The organism is Acidovorax sp. GW101-11A03 (genome assembly GCF_059424825.1).
The window spans coordinates 1-22694 of sequence record NZ_JBWKZU010000014.1 but is presented as its reverse complement, the minus strand read 5'-3'; the positions used below and the strand labels follow the sequence as shown (position 1 = coordinate 22694).

At 60.2% G+C, this 22694-nt stretch carries 15 protein-coding genes and 1 pseudogene; 6 read left to right on the top strand and 10 right to left on the bottom strand.

Annotated features, from left to right (window positions below; all coding sequences use genetic code 11):
• Positions 1-615: 615 nt before the first annotated feature.
• From AC07Z7_RS08205 to AC07Z7_RS08180, 6 genes and pseudogenes are all read right to left on the bottom strand, one after another.
• A pseudogene (locus AC07Z7_RS08205) lies at positions 616-681 on the bottom strand (MJ0042-type zinc finger domain-containing protein); the annotation flags it as partial.
• A 55-nt stretch (positions 682-736) separates the two neighbouring features.
• Positions 737-1642 carry a 50S ribosomal protein L11 methyltransferase gene (gene prmA / locus AC07Z7_RS08200; RefSeq protein ID WP_440113590.1) on the bottom strand — a complete coding sequence of 302 codons (906 nt, stop codon included), beginning with the start codon at positions 1640-1642 and terminating at the stop codon, positions 737-739.
• A 214-nt stretch (positions 1643-1856) separates the two neighbouring features.
• The gene (gene accC, locus AC07Z7_RS08195) at positions 1857-3206 is read right to left on the bottom strand and encodes an acetyl-CoA carboxylase biotin carboxylase subunit (protein WP_094291466.1); all 1350 of its coding nucleotides are present in this window, start codon (positions 3204-3206) and stop codon (positions 1857-1859) included.
• 7 nt (positions 3207-3213) lie between these two features.
• Complete coding sequence (gene accB, locus AC07Z7_RS08190; RefSeq protein WP_094291467.1) at positions 3214-3666, bottom strand: acetyl-CoA carboxylase biotin carboxyl carrier protein; 453 nt, start codon at positions 3664-3666, stop codon at positions 3214-3216.
• Positions 3667-3826: 160 nt separating this feature from the next.
• The gene (locus AC07Z7_RS08185) at positions 3827-4435 is read right to left on the bottom strand and encodes a TlpA family protein disulfide reductase (protein WP_494765955.1); all 609 of its coding nucleotides are present in this window, start codon (positions 4433-4435) and stop codon (positions 3827-3829) included.
• Positions 4432-5031 (bottom strand): hypothetical protein, encoded by a 600-nt coding sequence (locus AC07Z7_RS08180; RefSeq protein ID WP_252659029.1) that lies wholly within the window; start codon positions 5029-5031, stop codon positions 4432-4434. Before AC07Z7_RS08180 ends, AC07Z7_RS08185 begins: the two co-directional genes overlap by 4 nt.
• A gap of 206 nt (positions 5032-5237) precedes the next feature.
• Here AC07Z7_RS08180 and mpl point away from each other — a divergent pair, with 206 nt between their 5' ends.
• Complete coding sequence (gene mpl / locus AC07Z7_RS08175; RefSeq protein WP_494765954.1) at positions 5238-6665, top strand: UDP-N-acetylmuramate:L-alanyl-gamma-D-glutamyl-meso-diaminopimelate ligase; 1428 nt, start codon at positions 5238-5240, stop codon at positions 6663-6665.
• Positions 6666-6753: 88 nt separating this feature from the next.
• On the opposite strand, the gene AC07Z7_RS08170 is transcribed toward mpl, so the two are convergent.
• Positions 6754-8241 carry a TolC family outer membrane protein gene (locus tag AC07Z7_RS08170; protein ID WP_094291471.1) on the bottom strand — a complete coding sequence of 496 codons (1488 nt, stop codon included), beginning with the start codon at positions 8239-8241 and terminating at the stop codon, positions 6754-6756.
• Between the two features lie 11 nt (positions 8242-8252).
• On the opposite strand from AC07Z7_RS08170, the gene AC07Z7_RS08165 reads away from it, so the two are divergent.
• Genes AC07Z7_RS08165 through AC07Z7_RS08145 form a run of 5 tightly spaced genes read left to right on the top strand, consistent with a single transcriptional unit; the run spans position 8253 to position 17570 of the window.
• Positions 8253-9080, top strand: coding sequence for a transglutaminase-like cysteine peptidase (locus AC07Z7_RS08165; protein WP_240515802.1), 828 nt, complete (start codon positions 8253-8255; stop codon positions 9078-9080).
• A gap of 30 nt (positions 9081-9110) precedes the next feature.
• On the top strand, positions 9111-11027 hold the full coding sequence (locus AC07Z7_RS08160) for an EAL domain-containing protein (RefSeq protein ID WP_440113601.1): 1917 nt from the start codon (positions 9111-9113) through the stop codon (positions 11025-11027).
• Positions 11028-11037: 10 nt separating this feature from the next.
• Positions 11038-14388, top strand: a complete 3351-nt coding sequence (locus tag AC07Z7_RS08155) for a hypothetical protein (protein WP_494765953.1) — start codon at positions 11038-11040, stop codon at positions 14386-14388.
• Entirely contained in the window at positions 14385-16199 is a 1815-nt protein-coding gene (locus AC07Z7_RS08150) for a hypothetical protein (RefSeq protein ID WP_494765952.1), read from the top strand. The genes AC07Z7_RS08155 and AC07Z7_RS08150 overlap by 4 nt, the downstream gene beginning before the upstream one ends.
• 51 nt (positions 16200-16250) lie before the next feature.
• Positions 16251-17570: a serine/threonine protein kinase gene (locus AC07Z7_RS08145; protein ID WP_494765951.1), complete on the top strand. Its 1320-nt coding sequence runs from the start codon at positions 16251-16253 to the stop codon at positions 17568-17570.
• A 38-nt stretch (positions 17571-17608) separates the two neighbouring features.
• Here AC07Z7_RS08145 and AC07Z7_RS08140 read toward each other — a convergent pair whose 3' ends face one another.
• The 3 genes from AC07Z7_RS08140 to AC07Z7_RS08130 all read right to left on the bottom strand — a co-directional run.
• Positions 17609-18427 carry a hypothetical protein gene (locus tag AC07Z7_RS08140; protein WP_494765950.1) on the bottom strand — a complete coding sequence of 273 codons (819 nt, stop codon included), beginning with the start codon at positions 18425-18427 and terminating at the stop codon, positions 17609-17611.
• A gap of 122 nt (positions 18428-18549) precedes the next feature.
• On the bottom strand, positions 18550-21669 hold the full coding sequence (locus AC07Z7_RS08135; protein ID WP_494765949.1) for a UDP-N-acetylmuramoyl-tripeptide--D-alanyl-D-alanine ligase: 3120 nt from the start codon (positions 21667-21669) through the stop codon (positions 18550-18552).
• A 188-nt stretch (positions 21670-21857) separates the two neighbouring features.
• Positions 21858-22694: hypothetical protein (locus AC07Z7_RS08130; RefSeq protein ID WP_494765948.1), on the bottom strand; the 837-nt coding region annotated here is incomplete at its 5' end.

Genomic DNA, 22694 nt, shown 5'->3' with positions numbered 1-22694 from the left:
ATCCGCCACGGCTATGGGCAGAGCCGCCGCCTCACCAGGCGCCTCCGCAGTAGCATCCAACACCGGCTTTGCCACGACCTCTTCCGTGGCCGGTCCATCAACTGCCAACCCCGACAGTGATGGGCTTGAATCAGCCTCCGCTGCCGCCCACGGCGTGGGGACGGGCCACCAGGAGAACGGCGCAGTCGGCGCGAGGTTCAAGGTATTTGCATCGGAAGCCGCCGCGCCTACGGCCAGGAAGGCAGGCACAGTGGGCGCAGGAATATCCAGCACAGGCGTTGCCGGTGCCAGGGGCGCTGCAGCCATGGGCAGTGAAGCGCCTGCGCGATGGACTCCAGCATCTGCATGCAAAGGGGGATGCGCAGTGGAATGCGCAGCGTGGGCTGCCATCGGAGCCGCCTGAGCGCCCCTCCCCAACGCCGGGGACGAAGGCGGCGCGGCCCCGCCCCCCCAAGCACGCTCCGCATCGCTCTTTCGAGCGGTGGGCGCCGGCGGCGGCCGCACATCTGTCAGGGACACATCGGGCAAAAGGGCCGCCGGGGCCACTGGCAGCAAATGCGCAGAGGCATCAAACACCTCCTTGCATTGGCCACACCGCACCCATCCTTCCGAGATGCGCAATTGGTCTGCCACCACCTTGAAGGAGGTGGCGCAAGACGGGCAGCGAGTGATCTGGCTCATCAGCGTTGGATTGTAGGGGCCGCGCCACCTCGGCCCAGGCGGAACACGCGCAGGCTCAGCGCTGGGCAGTCATCAGTATCCAGCCGTCTTCGGCATCCGCCACTTCCAGGCGCACCCATGGTGCATAAGCCTCCTTCAGCTCTTCAGCCTGGCGCTCCAAGATGCCCGCAAGCACCAAATGCCCTCCCGGCGCCACATGGGCACACAGCAAAGGCGCCAGCACCCGCAAGGGTGTCGCGAGGATGTTGGCCAGCACCGTCTGGTACTCGCCCCGTGCCTTGTCGGGCAGTCCGGCACTCAGCTGCACGCCGTTGGCTTGCGCGTTCTGTGCCGTGGATTCCACAGCGGCAGGATCGATGTCCACCGCGTCAATGTCCGTGGCGCCAAATTTGGCCGCACCAATGGCCAGAATGCCCGAGCCGCAGCCGTAGTCCAGCACCCGGCCCAGCGGGTTGTTGCCAGCCCCCGGCTGCACCGCCCCGTTGCGCGCAATCCAGCGCAGGCACATGCGCGTGGTGGGGTGCGTGCCCGTGCCAAAGGCCAGGCCCGGGTCCAGACGGATGCTGCGCACCGCCTGGGCAGGCAGTTCGTGCCAGGTGGGAACGATCCAGAAATCCGGCGTGATGTCCACCGGCGCAAACTGCGACTGCGTGAGCCGCACCCAGTCCTGCTCGGCCACCTGCGCCACGCCCAACACCTGGCAGCCCACAAAGAAGTCCTGCACTACCAGCAATTGCTGCGCCTCGCGCGCCGCCACTTCAGACGGGAACAACGCCACCACACGGCTGCGCTGCCAGCCATCCTTGGGCGGCGGCATGCCGGGCTCACCGAACAGCGCCTGCTCGGCGTCGGTCTGGGCATCGGCATCCTCCACCGACACGGAGAGCGCATCGAGCGCATCCAGCGCATCGCTGACTGGCTCGATACATTCCTCGGGGCACATCAGACTCAACTCAAACATAGACGCCTCTCAGAAAAATGAAATGCTGACCCTCGTTGCCAAGAGCCAGCATGTGAACTCACTGTTACCGCACCAGCAGGGTGCCTGACACAAACCTGCAACCCACGAAACGCACGTGGTCCTCGCCAGCACTGGCGGTATTCCCCTTCCCAAACGGCGCAGCCATTCAAGAGGAAGGGGAAGGTGCGAAACGACTCAGGGGGCAGTACCCAGCCTAGCGCTTATGCTGCGACAGCCACTCTTCCAGGTAGTGGATGTTGGTGCCTCCGGCCATGAACTTGGCATCCACCATCAGCTCGCGGTGCAGCGGCACATTGGTGTTGATGCCTTCGATCACGGTCTCGGACAGCGCCGTGCGCATGCGGGCCAGCGCCTGTTCGCGCGTGTCGCCGTGCACGATGATCTTGCCGATCATCGAGTCGTAATTCGGCGGCACAAAGTAGTTGGTGTAGGCATGCGAATCGACACGCACACCCGGGCCGCCCGGTGGGTGCCAGGTCGTGATGCGCCCGGGCGAGGGGACAAACTTGTACGGGTCTTCCGCATTCACCCGGCATTCGATGGCATGACCACGAATCTCGATCTGGCGCTGCGTAAAGGGCAGCTTCTCGCCGGCCGCCACCATGATCTGCGTCTTCACGATGTCCACACCGGTGATCCATTCAGTCACCGGATGCTCCACCTGCACGCGGGTATTCATCTCGATGAAGTAGAACTCGCCGTTTTCGTACAGGAACTCAAAGGTGCCCGCCCCCCGGTAGCCAATCTTCTTGCAGGCAGCCACGCAGCGCTCGCCAATCTTTTCGATCAGCTTGCGTGGGATGCCAGGGGCTGGTGCCTCTTCGATCACCTTCTGGTGGCGGCGCTGCATGGAGCAGTCGCGCTCGCCCAGGTAGACCGCGTTGCGGTGCTTGTCGGCCAGGATCTGGATTTCGATGTGACGGGGGTTCTGGAGGAACTTCTCCATGTACACCGCAGGATTTCCGAACGCAGCGCCTGCTTCGGCCTTGGTCATCTGCACGGCATTGACCAACGCGGCCTCGGTGTGCACCACGCGCATGCCACGGCCACCGCCGCCGCCTGCTGCCTTGATGATCACGGGGTAACCGATGGCCTTGGCGATGCGGCGGATCTGCACCGGGTCATCGGGCAACTCGCCCTCAGAGCCCGGCACGCAGGGCACGCCCGCGCGGATCATGGCCTGCTTGGCAGACACCTTGTCGCCCATGATGCGGATCGACTCGGGCGTGGGGCCGATGAACTGGAAGCCGCTCTTTTCCACGCGCTCGGCAAAGTCGGCGTTTTCGGACAGGAAGCCGTAGCCGGGGTGGATGGCCTCGGCGTCGGTCACTTCGGCCGCCGAGATGATGGCCGGCATGTTGAGGTAGGACAGCGGCGAGGGTGCGGGGCCGATGCACACCGCCTCTTCGGCCAGCTTGACGTACTTGGCGTCGCGGTCGGCCTCGGAATAGACCATCACGGCCTTGATCCCAAGTTCGCTGCAGGCGCGCTGGATACGGAGGGCAATTTCCCCTCGGTTTGCGACCAGGATTTTCTTGAACATGGGCGCCTTATTCGATGATGAACAGCGGCTGACCGTACTCCACGGCCTGGCCGTTCTCACCCAGGATGCGGGTCACGGTACCCGACTTGTCCGCCTCGATCTCATTGAGGATCTTCATGGCTTCGATGATGCAAATCGTCTCGCCTTCCTTCACCTGGCTGCCGACTTCGACAAATGCCTTGGCGCCGGGGCTGGACGAACGGTAAAAGGTGCCAACCATGGGCGACTTGACGACATGGCCTGCGGGCACCGCTGGCGGAGCGGGCAGTTCTGCCACAGGGGCCGCAGCTGCAGGCGCAGGTGCCGCCGGGGCTGGCATGGGGGCCGGGACATACTGCTGAACCACGGCGCCACCGCTCTTGACGATGCGGACTTTGCCCTCGGCCTCCGTGATTTCGAGTTCGGACACATTCGACTCTGACACGAGATCGATGAGGGTTTTGAGTTTTCGCAGATCCATGGAAGCTCCAACGGCTATAAAACTGAATAGGGCGCGAATTTACTCCAATTTCACCCTATCGCAGTCTTCCACATGCATTTTCCATGAACTTCGTCATGGAAATAGACGGCCGGAGCCCTCCAGAATCACTGCGGCGACCCGAAATCTGCCGTCACATGCATCACCGCAAAGGGGCCCACAGCTGCAGATCCTGTGGGGTCACCTGCCCCATTTTACGGTGCAGCACCCGCCCCGCCCCGCCCAGCACCACGGTAAAGGGCAGCCCACCCGTCAAGTTACCCAGCGAACGCCCCAGATCCGTCCCTCCCAAACCCGCCAGCCCCACGGGAAACTCCAGAGGAAGCCGCGCCAGGAATTTGCGTACCGCCGAGGGCTGGTCAATCGCCAAACCCAGCACTTGCCAGCCTTTGGCAGCATGTTCGCGATAAAAAGCGTTCAGCATGGGCAACTCTTCCACACAGGGTGGACACCAGGTGGCCCAGAAGTTGAGCAGCAGCGGCTTGCCAGAGAAAGACTTCAACGCGACCACGCCGCCCTCCGGCTTTTCAAATTCCATGCCCCACAGCGCCTGCTCCGCCCCTGCCTCCATGGCGTGCGGCTGAAACTTCCACCATGCCAAGCCGGCCCCTCCCACGGCCCCTCCCACGGCCGCAGCCCCGGCCACACCGGCATACAGCAGGCGGCGGCGAGCGGGCGAGGAAACCTGAGGCAGCACATTCGGTGATGCAGGCGCGGATTCAGGCAAATCGGAGGGGGTCGTCTTCGTCATGGGGCACTGGTTTCCTGGAGCAGGCGGCGCACGGCCGTCATGTCACCGCGCGGGATGCGGCCTTTGGCATCGGGCTTCAAGGCACCCCGCAAGTCATCAAGGTCGTAAATCAGCAAATGCACTCCGATCATCTCATTGAGCTCCGGTGACTTGCTGCCCAGGCTCAAGGCCTCGACCGATTCGCCATGAAAACCCGTCACCGTACGGGGCTCATAGTCCACATGGTGGTCGATCAGCGCGATCTCCGCAGATTTGGGGTCATCGCAAAACAACTGCAAGTAAATATCCGACAGGCGCGTGGCCGTACCGTGCCAGACCGCCCCCGCCAAGTGCGGACGAAACGCCGCCATGCGCTCCATCCAGACCAGTGCCAGCTGGCGCAGCGCCCGCAACTCGCGCGGCTGCGTGTCGGCGCAGAAGATCTCGATGTACTCCCGCACCGCCGCTTCCACCAGATCGTTGTCGGGCAGCGGGGTCCGGGCAGGCAGCCCCATCTGGCGCAGGGCCCGGCGCTTGGCGGGCCCCCATTCCAGCCCTTCCTCAACCACCAGGCGTGCCGTGGTGTGGGCGATTTCTTCGCTCAAAGGTGTGTGCATGAAAGTGGAAGACAGCGGAGGAGTCCGCATTGTGCGCGCGATCCATGACGGGCCGCCTACGCCCCGCACAAGGCCCGCAGACACCCCAGAAACGAAACCACCCAAGATGCTATGCATTTTGTAGCTCACAGGGCATACACAGTGCGCGCAGAAGGGCTTTTTTGCCAAGATTTTCCCGCATCGCAGCGGCTTTAGAATCAGCGCCCATGCACATACACATACTAGGGATCTGCGGCACATTCATGGGAGGCCTTGCAGCGCTGGCCCGCGAGGCAGGCCACAAGGTGACCGGTTGCGACGCCGGCGTCTACCCCCCGATGAGCGACCAGCTCCGGGCACTGGGCATCGACCTGATCGAAGGTTTTGGTGCGGACCAGATAGCGCTCCAGCCCGATATGTTTGTGATCGGCAACGTGGTCAGCCGCGCCCGGCTGCCCGACGGCACCCCCAAGTTCCCTCTGATGGAAGCCATCCTGGACGCTGGCCTGCCCTACACCAGCGGCCCCCAGTGGCTGGCCGAACATGTGCTGCAGGGGCGCCATGTGCTGGCCGTGGCCGGCACGCACGGCAAGACCACCACGACCTCGATGCTGGCCTGGATCCTGGAAAGCGCGGGCCAGCAGCCCGGCTTCCTGATTGGAGGTGTGCCACTGAACTTCGGCCTGTCTGCCCGGCTCGGCGCGGCACAGCGCCCCGTACCAGCGTCCACCCCACTGGGTGCGACGCCGCTGTTTGTGATCGAGGCGGACGAGTACGACACCGCCTTCTTCGACAAGCGCAGCAAGTTCGTGCACTACCGGCCCCGCACCGCCGTGCTCAACAACCTCGAATTCGACCACGCCGACATCTTTGACGACCTGGCCGCCATTGAGCGCCAGTTCCACCACCTCGTACGCACAGTCCCCCCGTCAGGCCGCGTCGTGACCAACGGGTTGGAGGAAAGCCTGGCACGGGTGCTGCACACCGGATACTGGAGCGAAGTGACCAGCTTTGGCGCGGCGGTGAGCGACTTTTACGCCGTAGGCGATCCCCAGGCATTTGACGTCATGCACCAGGGCCGCCGCGTGGCCCGCGTGGAATGGTCGCTCACCGGGGTGCACAACCAGCTCAACGCGCTGGCTGCCATCACGGCTGCCCACCATGTAGGAGTTCCCCCCGAGCAAGCAGCCAGCGCCCTCGCCACCTTCCAGAACGTCAAACGGCGCATGGAACTGCGTGGCACCGTGGGTGGCGTGGCCGTGTACGACGACTTTGCACACCACCCGACGGCGCTGCGCACCACCCTGGACGGCCTGCGCCGCAGCCTGGGCAGCAGCGCGCGGATCCTGGCCGTGTTCGAGCCCCGCAGCAACACCATGAAACTGGGCGCCATGAAGAGCCAGCTGCCCTGGGCCCTGGAGCCCGCCGATCTCGCGTTCTGCCACACGGCAGGGCTGGACTGGGATGCCGCCGAGGCGCTCGCTCCCCTCGGTGTAGGCCCAGGCCAGCGCGCGCAAACCGCAGCCGACATCGACACCCTGGTGGCCCAGGTGGCGCAGTCCGCCCGGCCGGGGGATCATGTGGTGTGCATGAGCAATGGCGGGTTTGGGGGCATCCACGCCAAGTTGCTGCAGGCTTTGGCGACAGTGCGCTGACACCCGTCACTGCAGCACGGGCTACAACGACAGCAGCAACTACCCGCGCGCTTAAAGCCGCCTCTGGCACCGCATTCCTGCGCAGGCGCTATTTGCGTGGAGCGGGCACAGCCCCTGGCTGATCACCTGCAGGCAACGGCCGGGCACGCTGCCTGGGGGTAACATCCACGCCGACTTTGGCTTGCTCCACCGTCACCATGGGAGGCAAATCCCCTGCACACAACTCGGCGGCCTGATTGGAGCCGTCCGTGCCGCGACCTGCCTCGGCCAGCGAAGGCATATCGGGGCGCGACACCTCCAGCGCTGTCATCAATTTGCCCATGGACGCCAGCGCACGCGCCTGCGCGATGACTTGGTTGTAACGGGCATTGATGAAAGCCCGGCTGGCCTGGAAGTACTCGTTCTGGGTATCCAGAATATCGAGCAGGGTCCGTTGGCCAATGTCGAATTGCTGGCGATATGCCTCACGGGATTTTTCAGACGACAACCGGTGCTGATCAAGGAATGCCAGTTGCTCAGTCAATCGCTGAGATTCGGAGTAAGAACTTGCAAGGTTCTGCCGCAAATCACGGCAAGCCTTTTCCTGCAGATCCAACGCTTGGCTGTTAGTCTCCACCGCCTTGAGTTCGCGGGCTTCGTCCGCACCGCCCCGATACAGGTTGTAGCTCAACACCACGCCTATCGAAGTGTCGCGCGAACGCCCCCTCTCACCCAGCAGGTTGTGGTCCCAAGTTTGACTGGCGCGAAAATCCACCCGCGGGACATATGCGGCCTTCCGTGCAGCAATACCGGCCTCGCTGGCCCGCACGTTCTCAATGGCTGCACTTAACGCCGGACTGTTGCTCAACCCCAGGCTCATGGCTTCCGGCAAGGAGGGTGGCAACCCTTTGAGCTTTATGCCCTCGGCCAACGTGGGAAGGTTTGCAGCAGGCATCTCCCCCACCACTCGCTGGTAGCGGGCTGTCACGTCATACAGGTTGGCAAGCTCCGTCAGCAAATTGGACTCCGCCAAAGCCAACCTGCCCACGGCCTGCTCCAGATCCACGCGTCGGCCGACCCCCGCGCCCGCCCGCTCGTCAATCTGACTCGTCGTCACCTTGTGTTCGGCGTAGTTGAGCTTTGCCTGCTCCACTAGCTCTCGGTACCGAATCACATCAACATAGGCACGCAAAGCCTCCAGGGTGGCTGTTTCCGACGCTTCAACCAATTCGTAGTACCGCACCAGCTTGGCGTGGCCCAAACGTTGCACCTCGTTGCGCGTGAAGAACCCATCAAACAACATCTGGTTCAGGGTCAGTGCTGCACTGCCATAGGAATACCATCCGGTCTCCCCGGAGGGGCGCCGGTTGTTCTGCCGGCCCGCACCAGCCAACGCATCCAGTTGGGGCAAGTACCCCGCACGCGCCTCACCACGTTCCGCATCCGCGATTCTGAAACCGCGCCATCGCGCCTGCACCTCGGGATTGGTCACCACCGTCTTGCGCGCTGCCTCCACCAAGGGCAGCGGCAGCACTTGCGCCGAAGCTCCTGTGGCAACGAGGACTGCTGAACCGACCAGCGTTAGGACGTATCGCATGGGGCCTCCAGATGTATCTGTTAGTGAGAAAAATCACTATAGGCAGCGGTGTTTTCGCACGCAAACAATTTGTGTGCGAAATCATCATTTCCTTGCAAAATGAACTGAGGCGGGGGTGTTTTGATAGCAACAAACTGCAACTCAAGGCCATGTCTATCAAAGAAAACTATCGTTTTTTTCTCGCGTGGTTACGCCGGGGAAGAATTGTTTTCTTTTGCCTGCTCGCTCTGCAATGGGCGATCGCGGAACCAGACATGGACAAGATGCAGAACCTTGCCTCGCAGCGCTATGGGGCAAAGGCTGCAGATACGGTGAGCGCCTGGCGCAAGATGCTGGACGAAGGGCGAAAACTCGAAGAGTCTGAAAAACTGGCTCTTGTGAACACCTTTTTCAATCGCCGGGTACTGTTTGAGAACGACATCGTCGTCTGGCAGCAGAACGACTACTGGGCCACCCCGTTGGAAACCATGGGACGCGGTGCAGGCGACTGCGAAGATTTTGCGATTGCCAAGTACACCAGCCTGTTGCTGATGGGCGTGCCCAATGACAAGCTACGCATGATCTATGTGCGAGCCCGTATCGGTGGAGCCGGAAGCACCCGCAGCGAGGCCCACATGGTGCTTGGCTACTACGCCGTGCCGACAGAAGAGCCCATGATTCTCGACAACCTGATAGGCAACATCCGTCCGGCCACGTCCAGAACAGACCTCGCGCCCGTTTTCAGCTTCAACAACAGTGGCCTGTGGGTAGCAGGAACGACCGCCCCTGCAGCCGATCCGACAGCGCGGCTGTCCCGCTGGCGCGATGTACTGGAACGCATGCGCCAGGACGGGCTGTGATGCTCCAGACTACTTACGAGAGGCTTCACCATGTCACTCACTAAACAACTCTGGATTGCCATCGCACTTGTGATGACGCTGGCGTTTGGCTGCAGCATGGTGGTCAGTGTGTTGTCCGCGCGGCACTACCTCCAGCAGCAACTGCAGGTCAAAAACATTGACAACGCCAACTCTCTGGCACTGTCTTTGTCACAACTCGACAAGGACCCCGTCACCGTGGAATTGCAAGTAGCCGCGCAGTTTGATGCGGGCCATTACCGCTTCATTCGCATTGTTTCGCCCACTGGAGCAACGCTGGTGGAAAAGACTTTCAAAGGAGAGCAAACAGCCGCGCCCTCATGGTTCGTCAATCTGATTCCGATTCGCGCAGAACCCGGACGCGCGCAGATCAACGATGGCTGGAGCCAGTACGGCACGCTGAGCTTGGCCAGTCATGACCAGTACGTCTACAAAAGCCTGTGGGAGGGCACCCTGGAGTTGCTGATGTGGTTTGTCTTTGGCAGCGTAGTCACTGGATTGGCCGGCACACAAGTCATCCGTTACATCACGCGGCCTCTAGAAGACGTAGTGAGCCAAGCCGAAGCCATCGCACAAAGGCACTTTCTCACAATTGAAGAGCCAAGCACCCCCGAACTGCGCAGCGTTGTCCGGGCCATGAATGACATGGTCGCAAGGATCAAAGCCATGCTGACTGAGGAGGCCGCCCGACTGGAAACTCTGCGCAGGAAAGTCAACCGGGATGCCGTTACCGGGTTGTCCAGTCGCGAGTACTTTTTGTCGCACCTGAACGAGATACTGACAGGTGAACATTTCGCGAAAACGGGCAGCTTCGTGCTGGTACGCATCGCGGACCTCAATACGCTCAACGTGCAGCTGGGCCACGCCCGCACCGATGATCTGCTCAAGGGCCTGGGCTCCGTTTTGTACGACAGCGGGAACGACAGACCCGGTCAGCGCGCCGGGCGCATCAAGGGTGGCGAGTTTGCCGTGGTTTGCCCCACCCAGGCCTCTGCCAGCGACGCGGCCACCGACATTCACCAACGCCTGACCACCGGGTGGTTGCCCTATTGGATAGGCGACGCCCCTGACCTTTTCCATGTGGCCGGCGTACGCTATCAACGAGGGCAGGATATGAGCGACCTTTTGCGCCGGGCAGATGAAGCCATGGCCCGCGCGCAAGCCCAAGGCCCCAACAATTGGTACGCCAACGAAGAGGGCCACGAGCACGCGGTGCTGCCTACAGATCAATGGCGAACTTTATTGACCGAGGCCGTCAGTGGCGGCCGACTGTCGTTGGTGTTTTATCCCGTCGTAGGTGGTGACGGGGTGGTTGCCTTGCATGATGAAGGAGTCATCCGCCTTCAGACCGATGATGCAGGTCCTCCTTGGCAAGCGGGGGATTTCATGCCCATGGCTGCACATCTGAATCTCACCGTGCCCATTGACCTCAAGGTCGTACGGTTGGCCATCGAGCACCTGCGTACGGGCTCTGGCGATATCGCAGTGAACTTGTCGGCAGACACGATTGCAGACTTCCAGTTTCGCAACGATCTGACGCAAATGCTCATGACCTATCCCGACGTCTGCCAACGCTTGTTGTTCGAAGTGCCCGAGTACGGCGTCTTTCGCCATTTTGAGGCCTTCCGGGACCTGGCCCATACCCTCAAGCAGCTGGGATGCAGGGTCGGGATCGAGTACTTCGGGCAGCGTTTTGCAGAGGGCAACAAACTCGCCGACCTTGGGCTTGACTACATAAAGATCCATCCCAGCTACGTTCGAGGTATTGCAAACACCCCGGGCAACCAGGAGTTCCTGCAGGGACTGTGCAACATGGCACATACGCTGGGCATCACGGTCATCGCCACCGGCGTGGAATCCCGCACCGACCTACCGCTTCTGACGCAACTGGGATTTGACGGAGCCACGGGCCCAGGGCTCAGTGCCTGACACAACCGCAATGGCCACGTCTCCCGAATTCCAGCTCCAGGTCGTCCAGGTGCTTCCTGGGCCTAGCCTCGCGGCGTGGCATGACTGCCTGCGCGTCGTTCTGACCCATGAGCACGCCCCCCCCCAAACGACACCCGAGATACTTTGGGAGCGCCTGAAAGGCTACCCCCACAACCATCTAACGCCACGCCCCCTGATCATTGAATTCGGATCGACAGACCCCGGCCATGTATTTGCAACATTCGCCATGGCTTTGCTCAGGGCTGCGCGCCATGTTGCCAGCCGACACCGCATCACACCACTTTCAGAGTCCGCCACTGAGGTCACTCTCGAAATCATGACCCCAGAGTCCGCCAAAGCCCTGGCGCAAATGGCGTTGGCTTTGACCCGCGTTGCCTTCAATGCGGACGGAGCTGCCCCATGGGGAGATCCCTTGTGGATGACGTTGTGTGACCTGCGCCCACGCACCAGCCACTACCATACCCAAGACAGGTTGCTGACCGCAAGGCAAATGGGTTTGCACTGCGAAGTCGGCGGAGGGCTTCACCGCGCCCACTACCGCGTGGGCCAAGGCCCAAGCTCCCAACTGATGGCCAACGCGTATAGCGCTATTACCAGCCATCTGGGCAAGGACCTCGCCGGTGACAAGATCCGCGCACGTACTGCCTTGGTCAGGGCAGGCCTCCCGGTTCCTGCGCAACAACGGGTCACCTCTTCGGCCGAGGCCGCCCAGGCGGCGATCAAACTGGGGTTCCCTGTCGTACTCAAGCCTTCGGGCTCACGCGCCAGTCAAGGCGTCTTCACAATGCTGCGCACGGTCACTATCGTGGAAGAGGTGTACCAAAGACTTGCAGGTATGTATGCCGAGATCATTGTGGAGAAACAGGTCATTGGCGAAGACTACCGACTGCTTGTGATCGGAGGGCGCTGCGTCGCAGCAGCCCAACGCCTGCACCCCTGCGTGACCGGAGACGGCATATGCACGGTGGCCGAGCTGGTGGAAGCGTCCAACCAGTCGCATGGAAGGGATGGCATCTTCATTGCCCCCATTGCATTTGACACCGAGGTCCTGCAAACCCTGTCAGACCAAAACTTGGGGCCAGACAGCACACCTCCAGCCGGAACAGTGGTAGTGCTGCGCCGCGCTGCGTGCCCGTCTTCTCTCGCACGGGATGTCTCTGGAGATATCCATCCTTCTGTAAAGCACCTGGCAGAACAAGCCGCTGTGGCAGTACAGCTCGATTTCGCTGGCGTCGATCTCGTTTCGGCGGACATAACACGCCCATGGACAGAAGTAGAAACCGCCATAGTTGAAATCAACGCCGGTCCTGGGCTCGATATCAACCGTTTTCCCGATCTTGGCACCCCCCGTCCCGTCGCGCGCCACATACTGCGTTCGGCCGTTTCCGCCGGACAGTCCAGCAACATTCCCGTGGTGTGCGTGGTAGGTCGCTACGGCAAGCAACTCTGCGCGGACATGTTGTCCAACATGCTGCGCATGACTGGCGTTGAAGCCCGCGTAGCAGACAACCTGCGCGACCCATTTCCTGCCCCTCTGCCATCGCACCATGGGGCTGTACGCGCCTGGGTCGGTGGGTGGCTGAGCCGCACAGAGATCGATGCACTGGTGCTGCCGTTGCCCTGGAGTGCATTGGCGCGGGAAGGCATGCCTGTGCAGCAGCACTCTGTGGCGATTCTTGTGGACGAAGAAGGGGACTTTCGCGCTCTGGAAAAGGAGCTGATGCTACCCGGCATCCAGGCCAAGCTCTACCGCATGGTGTGCGACACAGCCAACAATGGCGTAGTGTTTGACGCCACGTCCTTGGCACTGCGGGCCGCAACGGCGCATATGCCGCCCCATACCACCGTCGCGTGCCTGCCAGCAACAGCGCTCTACGTCGAATCCGGCTGGCTGAGACACCATCGCCTCCACGGTGGCGAGGCCGTCCTCACGGTCACAGATGCGGCGGGCGCTGCGTCCTTCTACCTAGCGCCCGCGACCGGTGATTGGCAACTGCTGCTGACCATCCCCCCATCAGCTCAGCAGTCAACACCCCCAGTCGGCAAGACGCAGACGATCGCGTACGCCCTGGCAGCCATGAGACTGCTGGGATGCGACTTGCCGACCCTGCAATCACTCGCGCTGCTGTGCGCTCCGCGGGTGGACCCTACCGCTTTGCCAAAGATCACGCCCTGGACTCTGAAGGTCCCCACCTCGGCCACCGAGGCAGGGATCCATCTGCTGCGCCTGCTTGCCCCCGCACCGACCACCTGCCTGCAGGTGTTTTGCCAAGACTCCGAGCCCATGCGCAAGATGTTGGCCCAGTGGTCTGCCCTGCTCGCGCCTTATCGCCACACATGGTGCATCCAGCCTTCCGAAGAAGCCTTGAGTGACAGCATCAGCACACGGGATCAGCTGGTCGCACAAGGCTGGGATCCAGCCCTTGTGCAGATGGCGTCCACTCCACCCGACAACGCTCCATCAAGTACGAAATCACTGCAACTGCGCATCACAGACCATCTGGATAGCCCATTGCTGCTGGGGCTCTGCAAGACTTCTGCCGAAAAAGCATACGTGGCTGATGATGCCTGGACGGCCGAAACACTGGCGGTCGTCGCTGGCGCGACCTGGATTGGAAAAGGATATCCCCGGCATTGGGATCCCTCTCGCATTGCCATTGAGGGTGAATCCCCCAAAGGGCAATTGGTGATCGTTGAAGGTGTAGCCAACAGCCTTGCAACCATCCAGCACATCGAGCACCGCACCCGAGAAGCATTCTTACAAGGCGCTCAGGCTGTCATGAGCGCCGTCATGCCACCCGAGCTGCCACGATGGATGCCTTTTCTCCTCAGCGAGGATCCAACGCATAGCTTGTACCAGCTTGCGAAATCCGCACGCGCACACAGCAACCGATCGGTGACCGTCCTGCTCGGCGGAGGGAGCAGACCTTTCCCGCCTATCGCAGCGCTGGTGAACCAATCGCAGATGGCCCTGGATTGCGTCTTTCAAACACCCAGCACCACAGAATACGCGCATCGCACGGCACTAGCGCTTGCCAGACTTTCGACCATAGGTAGTGGTGCGCCTGGCGGCATCCTGCTGCCTACCATGTGGCGAATCGATGAGATCACCCTGGCTCAACCCAATCATTGTGTTGTGCTGGCAGACGACTTTCGTACGCTAGACCGGCTTGCTGCCGTGCTTCATCTGCTGCGCTCCGCGAGTATCACCATCGTGGGCTTGAATCCCTCGCAACACGATGCATGCAAGGACCTCGTAAATAACAGCCACCCCGAGCCCCAGAAGCTGCGCTTCGCGCCGACGATGGCAGACCTGCTGCACATATGGGCACCAACATGACTTACTCACCCGAAGTCTTCGAGGCGCCTCACGCCCGCATGCCCAGCTTTGAGCCAGGGCCGGCGGAGCATCTATTTGGAGAGCTTCTGCTGGAAGACCTTCAAAGGCCTGAAGGAAAATTCTCCAGGGCGCTAGAGACCTTCACCAGCACCTGTTTTCCTCAAGAGGGCGTCCGCGTTGTTGTTGTCTTGTATGCCCCAGGACAACCTCGATTGCTGGTCAGCCGCGAAGGAGGAGGGAAAAAAGGCCTGGAGCGTACGCTTCAGCGGCTCGTCAGGCACCCAAGGTATTCAGCCTTGGCAGGCCACGAAAAAGTGCGCTTGCAACTCGATTTTGTTGCTGATCCCCCCACCCCCATGGATCTGGGCAAAGTGGGCATGACGCTTCGAGGGGACCGGCACTTTGAAGTGGGTCTAGAAGGCATTGAGTTGCGCACAAACGCCGGAAAACGCCACCTCTTCCTGCCGGGGGATGCGTTCGTCTACTCGATCATGTCGCTGCAGCAGTTGCGTGCGCATCTGCGTTCAAGTTTTGGGTCTGAGACCGTTGCGCAGGCACACTGTGCCCGCTTCCACTCGGAGAGCTACTTATGGATCGACGGCCACTTTCACCGCCTCTACCGGGGGATGCCCCTGATAGGTCCACTCACGCGGGAGAAACTGTCCGAAGCTCTCATGCTCGCTGTGGACCATGTACTGCGTGAACAGAACCTCGACGGAACCTACCTTTACTACTACGACGCGGCGACCGACAGCCGACGCGACCATGAGCACCCCACGCGCGACCCGGAAACCAACCCGTACTACAACATCCTGCGACATAGCGGAGGAGCGCTCAACTGCCTCTACAGCGACCAACTGCGAGGAGAACGCCGCAGCTACGACAGTGCTCGTCGCGCTATCGAGTTCCTGATTGCACAGGCCAGGACATACGCCACTGATACCGGAGAAGCCGCCTACATCTACAGCGAGCGCAAGGCCAAGCTGGGTGGCACCGGCTTAGGTCTCTACCTGTTGGCAGAGTACGAAATCACTACCGGAGACACACGCTACCACCCTTGGGCACAAAGGCTGGCCCGGCATCTGATCCAACAGATCACCGCAAGCGGCGAGTTCATTTACTACAACATCTATCTCGACGAAAACATCGACGAAAGGCGAAACGCAAACTACTTTTCGTTCTACTACCCCGGCGAGGCCATTTGCGGCCTTGCTCGCTACTTGCACCTGATCGGTGAGACTGAGCGGACGCCCTACTTCAACCATCTGCATCGGGCCCTGCACTACCTGATCAACATCCGCCCCACCGAGAGGGCGGACCAATACACGAATGTTCCATCAGATGCGTGGCTGATGATGGGCATCAAAGAGTTGTGGGACTTTCCCGCAATGCGCAAGGCAGACTACTTCAACTTTGTCGTATCAGATGCGCGCCAGATGGTGGCTCAGATGTACAAGGTAGATACAGCCCCCTACCCAGATTACGCCGGTGGGTTCTACTATCGATTCGGCGACTATCCGTACTCCGATGGCGCCCGAATGGAGGGTTTGATGGGCGCCTACCAGTTGGCCCTGAAAGCTGGACAAATGGACATAGCACAGGAAATATGGCCCGCACTGTGCTTAGGTGCTTGGGCCACCTTGCATCTTGTCAACACCCCAGCCGCCGTCTACTCGGCGCGCAACCCGGCGCGCAGCCTTGGAGGGATCCGTTTCAAGTACACAAGGCAATGGTTTCGCATCGACACCATTCAGCATGTCGCATCGTTCTATGCGCGTCTACTAGGCCATTGGCCTGGTCCAGAAGCCTGACAAATACGCCACAGAATCGAAGCGCCCACCTGGCACCACAACGTCACCCCTATGCTTCAATCATTGGGCCCCTGGCAATACCGGATTGAGGACCGCCTGGGCGGAGGTGGCCTTGCGCAAACCTATCGCTGCATACACCCAGACCTCCCGGGAAAATTTGCCATCAAGATCCTGAAGAATCCCACGCACGTCAACACCCTATTGAGAGAAGTGCGGGCCTTGATTGCACTCGACGGGTATCCCGGGGTTCCAGCCTTGATTGACCATGGGCGCGACCAACGTGGGCAACTGTGCATGGTCACGACCCTCATGCCAGGAGTCCGGCTGGACCACCATGTGCGCCGCACCGGCCCGCTCTCAAGTGCAGATACGCTGGGCATCGTCCAGCAGTTGCTGGACATCCTTCAACACGCCCACTCCAAAGGACTTCTACACAAGGACATCAAGCACTCCAACATTCTTTTGGAGGGCGATCGCGTATCGTTGATTGACTGGGGGGCCAGCGAGTTCACCCATGAGCTTCCCAGCGAAACACTGCGCGCAAAATCCAGCTACATGGCCCCCGAATGTTATTTTGGCCAACATGGACCTGGCAGCGACTTTTACTCGCTGGGCTGGCTGGCCGTGTATCTAGCCACCGGACGCGAGCCATTCCACTGCAGCGAAGTCAAAGACAAGCACTACTGGGCCGTCGCCCACCTTCTGGAGCAACCACGGTGGCCTCGCGACTTGCCACGGGAAGTCAGCGCTGTGGCACTGCAATGGCTCGCCCGCAACCCTTCGCTGCGCAATATTGCATACGATCTAACCCAGTTGAAGAAAACATGCTCCCCTATCGCGGTCAACGCGGAAAGAGAAGCCATCGAATTCGAGGCCATCGTCGGCCAAGACTATTTGCTACTGGGCGCCGAGCACGGAGCCACAACTTTTCAATGTGAGTTGGCTAATCGTTTGCTCGACACCGGGCAACCAGAGGCCGCTTTGGCTTGGCTTGAAGCTGCGGCAAAACAGGGATACCCCAGGGCGCAACGCTTGCTGGCCAAGGCACTCCCCGACGATGCAGAACATGCCTGCCAAAAACAGCAGCTACTGCAATCCGCAGCAGAAGCTGGCAGCCCCGCAGCTCATTACCAACTCGCCAAAGCCATGTTGCGACAGGGTGCTTCCTGCTCGCCGAGATCACCTACACGAAAGCAATTGGAATTTGCAGCATCCACGGGCCAAGCGGGTGCGCTCGTACTCTTGGCGCGCCACCTCCCTCCTTTGTCCTGCAGACTGGCCTTGGAACTGGCAGCAGAGAGTGGTCACCCAGCCGCGATCAAGGCGCTGCAAAAACAGGATCAATGTGAAAAGACACCAGACATCCATTGATGTCTATGGCCCATCACCAACTGCTGTGCACAGCTCCCTCAGCGTGGCTTTTCCAATGCGGGCGCTTCAGTAGCCTGGACAAGAAGTCGCTCAAACTCTTGAAGTTCTTCGGAACGAGGTGCAGCGCAAGCTCTTGCGATAGCGCTCCGCAAGCCCTGGGTCATGTATGGAATGTTAGCCACATTGCGCTGCTCGTCTTCTGGCCAATCAGCCGGGTTCAGCCCGCGCACCTTGGTGACTGTTGCTTGCACCTCGCCAAGTGCCTCCAAGGTTGCCTTTACCAAAGGGGCGCCGCAAGGCTTCGCAAAGGGTTTAAGCACAGGTTTGCAAGCAGGCTCGCAAAGCCGCATAAGTCGGCTCCACATAAGGTGCGCACCATAGGACTCTCGGACAAGCAGCTGCCACTCGCTCACATTTCTTGGCAACGCAGTTTCGGCTCCGGAGACTCCCTCCATGGCGTTTTCCAAGGAACGCGCCAACCCCTCTAGGAACCAAGAATTCTTGAAAAAAGTGTACCCATACTGGTACGCATGGAAGAGTTCATGCGCCGGAGTCAGGTTGGGAGGCTCCCAATGAGCGCCTATGGTCAACGTAAGCGCTCGCCCCTCTTGCTCGCCAAACTTGCGGTATCGATACTGAATGGCCGCATCGCCAGCACTACCATTTCCACGAGCCAACCGAAGGACGTGTACATCAATGCGTCGAACCTGGCCTTGGTATCTCGGCATTTTCAACGGAGACTGCAGGCCAAGCTCTTGCTCAAAAAAGAGAGCTGCCGCCGCCAACTGGGCCTGCAGCAGAGACACTTTGTATGCATCAAAAGCATCTCTCCCATACCGCGTGAAATACACATTCACCGAACCTTCTGTGACTCTCTGATCCAGTGCCTCCCTCGGTGCTCGCCAGTCTGAGAATGCATTTGAGCAGCACAGGACGGCAAGCCCGGCTGTCCAGCCAAATCGGGAGCGCCAGCCCATCGTCATATCCAATCCGCGTTTGGCATCGGCACTCGCGCTGCAGCAGCGGAATGCGCCTTCAAACGCTTCACCCAGTCGGACAGCCGCGTCCCCGCTGAGCTCTTCACCAACACCAGATCATTGCCCCGCAATTGACGGAACACCCACTCGCCCACCTGCTCCACAGTATCGAAATGAAAAACCTTGCGATCAGGAGGCCACGCCTCCAGCGCCAAGTCCTGCATGAGCGCTCCAACAAGAATGATCAACGTGGCATCGGTCGCGAGAATAGGCTCTTTCAGCGCCAGGTGCATCGACGCTTCGTTTTCACCCAGTTCCAACATGTCTCCCAAAACAAGTACCAATCGGCCTGAACCAGTCCTCGCAACGGCCGCCAGCGCAGCGTGCATGGACAAGGGATTCGCGTTGTAGGACTCATCCACCAATTCCAATTTGCATCCGCCATCCCAAGCCAGAGTGTGGCGCTCACCGCGTCCAGGCAAAGGCAGGAATCGGCTCAGCGACGTGGCTACACGCTTCACATCCCGACCCACAACCCCAGCAACCGCCAGCACGGCCATGGCATTCAGGACCATGTGCTCCCCTTGTGCCGAAAGACGTACTTCAACTCGCTCACCAAAAGCGAAAACTTGCGCAAGCCCCAGCTCAAAGGCGTCTAGCCTCACATCGCACTCAGGGTGCTTCCCATAAGTGACCACTCTCAGATTCCGCCTCAACGCAGCCTTATGCACAATCTGCCACTCGTTCATATCGCGGTTGAGAACGGCAACACTCCCCGGCAACATGCCGCCAAACATCAGTGATTTCTTGCGCGCGATCTCTGCCACCGAGTGGTGATACTTGAGATGCGCTGGCCCCACATTCGTAAATACGGCAACGTCCGGCCTGACCAGGCGGGTGTTAAGAGCCATATCGCCCACAGCCATCTCCATCACGACATAGTCCGCATCGACAGGCAGAGAAGCCAAATTCCACGCGATACCGTGAGGAAGATTGGCACTCTCCCGTGCCATGCCGACTTTTCCAAAGTCGGCCAGCGCATGAGCCAGCATGGCCACCGTGGTGGTTTTCCCTGCACTACCTGTAACCCCCACAAAACATGCCTTCATCTGCGCACGTGCCGCCTTGCCCATAGCCAGCAACGCTGCAGACTCATCCTCTACCGCAAGCACGGGAACATCCACCAACGCACCCGATTGCAGCGCCGCAATGCGGCCCGGGTCCACGCAAACGATCGCAGCAGGGGCCAGCGGCAGCGCTGCCAGCAGCGACTCGGGCATGCCGCCCTTGCAACCCGGCCTCCTGACAAAAACCACATCGCATTCCCGCATGGCGGGAGGCCAGGTGCAGGCGCCTCCCGCTCCAGAAAACTCCGCGCCGGGCGGGCGCCACCATGTGCCACCAGTCACCGCTGCAATACTTTGCGCAGTCCATCGCATAGGTCCGCGCTTTTGCGAGGATCCAAAAAAAACACGGTAGTAGGCCACTAGCCCCGAGAGGTAGTGCTCCACATCATCAATCCGAACCCTGAAGCCATGGTGCCGGATAAAAAAACTCCGACAAATCTTGTGCGGATCCCGAAAGAACATGGCCCACTCGGGCCAGAAGAAACCATTGAGCAAGTATTTGGCGCGGAAATGCAAGGCTCGCTCAAACTTGGATTCATCAATCATCGCCAGCAAGTATCGAAGCTCTGGAAGAGCGCGCAACCGTTCAATCATCGCTCGGGTTGCCATCATGAGTTCCAGCAGCGTAGGAAATGTGGTTTCACGCTCCAGCACGAAATCAAGATGGTCCAACACATTACGCAGGCCAAAGATGAAGTAGCTCTCTCGCGGCGAGTACCGCGTCAACTCCTCTGTGCAGTAGGCCAGCCAATGGTCGTGGTTGCGCCAGTGCTCAGCGGCTACAAAGTGCTCAAAGGCTTTTTCCACGGCGTTGAGCCAGCGCAGCTCATGGGTATGCGCATACAGGCGCATCAATGCAAATGCGGCCTCGCCATCGTAGTAAACAATGCGAAACGCTTGTTTGACAGAAAGATCTTCCGCACTCAAAACATGGACAAACTGCCCAGTTCGCTGGTTCTGCATCGCCAGCATGCCGGCCCCCAGTTGCTCCATCAATGGGGCGTCTTCATTGCTTCCCGTCACCTCGGCAAAGCGCACCAAGGCCAGCAGCGCGACCGCACTGCCGCCCAACTTGATCTCCCCACCTTCGTCTACCAGGTACGCTATAGAGTCGCCATCTGGTTGCGCATAGACCCGAACAAGTGCACTTCGCATGTAGCTCAACGCGCGTTCGATCGCCCGTAACAAGGTATCGGACCGCAACGAAGCCCAAGCGTCCACCATGGAGAACAGGGTGCTGGCGTGACGCAACGCGTTGTAGCTCTCAATTCGCCGACCGAAGCACGGGAAGAATCCGTAAACGAACCGGCCATCATCTCCAACCTGATGGGCTAGATGGTCCGCCCCACCAGCCACCACATCGAGTAGGGCAGCCCCATTCCAGGCAGTGAATTCTCGCCGCCCCGCATCTACCCCAACACCACCAATCAGCGGATAACTTGATTGGCCGTCTGCAAACCAGCTACGGGTTTCAAAGATCCACACCGGTTGCCCGTCGTCAAAGCAGACCCCTTCCAGTCCATAACGGGTTTTTGCATGCAGAAGGAAGTTACCCTCGTTGAGTACTGCATGAGGAGTTTCACCCCGCGGGTAGAACATTGCATGTGCATTGACCTCCATCTCCAGAAACGCGTTTTCGAAACGCTCATCCAGGGAGATTCCGTACCGAAAATAGTTGCGCTTAGTGGATGCAAGCCGCTGTTTGAGTTCGCCCCACGTCAAACACCACACATGCCACGGCACATCTATGCGCAACCACAACGGGCCCTCGCATACTTCACCACTATCCGCTATGGGCAACGCCATGCATTGAGCCCTCCCGTTTTCCCAGGCTTCATCGAACGCCTCGCCTTTTGCGCTCAGAATCTTGGCGCGCTTCGTCGAATCGCACACAGAAAAGAAAAGGATCAACGGTGTATCGCCAGGGCGGGACTCCAGACACTCCTGACGCACGGAATCATGCAAAGCATTCAGCGCAGTTGCCATCAACGCCATGGGCAAAGACCTCCGTTTTTGGTACCTCAGACCAGCCACCAAGTTACAGCAAACATGCGCGTCCAGAGAGCACATAGCCAGATTGCCCAAATGACCGCCCGACGCAAGCACACAGCATAGCCATTGGTGTGCACAAAAAAAAGCACCGCCTTTCACGGCGGTGCTCAAGAACCCATGCGCGGTTCAGTTCACATGGGCTTGTCACCTTGGGTCATCTCTTGAGCAACCTGATTTACCAAATCGGCGCCTGGATCGCTTCCTACATCCATGGGTTGCCCCCCGCCTCCGTCGGACGGAGCTGCTCCACCACCTGAGCCTCCCGAGCTACCCGGCACACCGGCAACTTCCTCCTCGTCTGGCAGAAGGTCTTCAGATGCAATGGGCTCGCTGCTCGACGAATCTTCTGTGGGCGGTGACGCCTCATTCGACGCAACTGGTGGCACACCAAGCCCGTCCTCCTCTTCACCCAGGAGGTCAAGAGACTCTGGGGTGACATCTGATCCGGGGGGAGAGTCACCCTTGTCGGATGGCACATCTTCCTCATCGTCACCTGCACCACCCGTGCGAGCCGCAAAAGACATGGCTTGAGGAGGCTCTTCGTCGCTGTCGGCATCGTTGTCGCTATCAGCGTCGTTATCCGAATCGGCGTCATTGTCGCTGTCAGCGTCGTTGTCCGAGTCGGCGTCATTGTCGCTGTCGGCGTCGTTGTCGCTGTCGGCGTCGTTGTCCGAGTCAGCGTCGTTATCCGAGTCAGCATCGTTGTCCGAGTCAGCGTCATCGTCGCTGTCGGCGTCGTTGTCCGAATCGGCGTCGTTGTCGCTGTCGGCGTCGTTGTCCGAGTCAGCGTCATCGTCACTGTCGGCGTCGTTGTCCGAGTCAGCGTCATCGTCGCTGTCGGCATCGTTGTCCGAATCGGCGTCGTTGTCGCTGTCGGCATCGTTGTCCGAGTCAGCATCATCGTCACTGTCGGCGTCGTTGTCCGAATCAGCGTCGTTGTCGCTGTCAGCGTCGTTATCCGAGTCAGC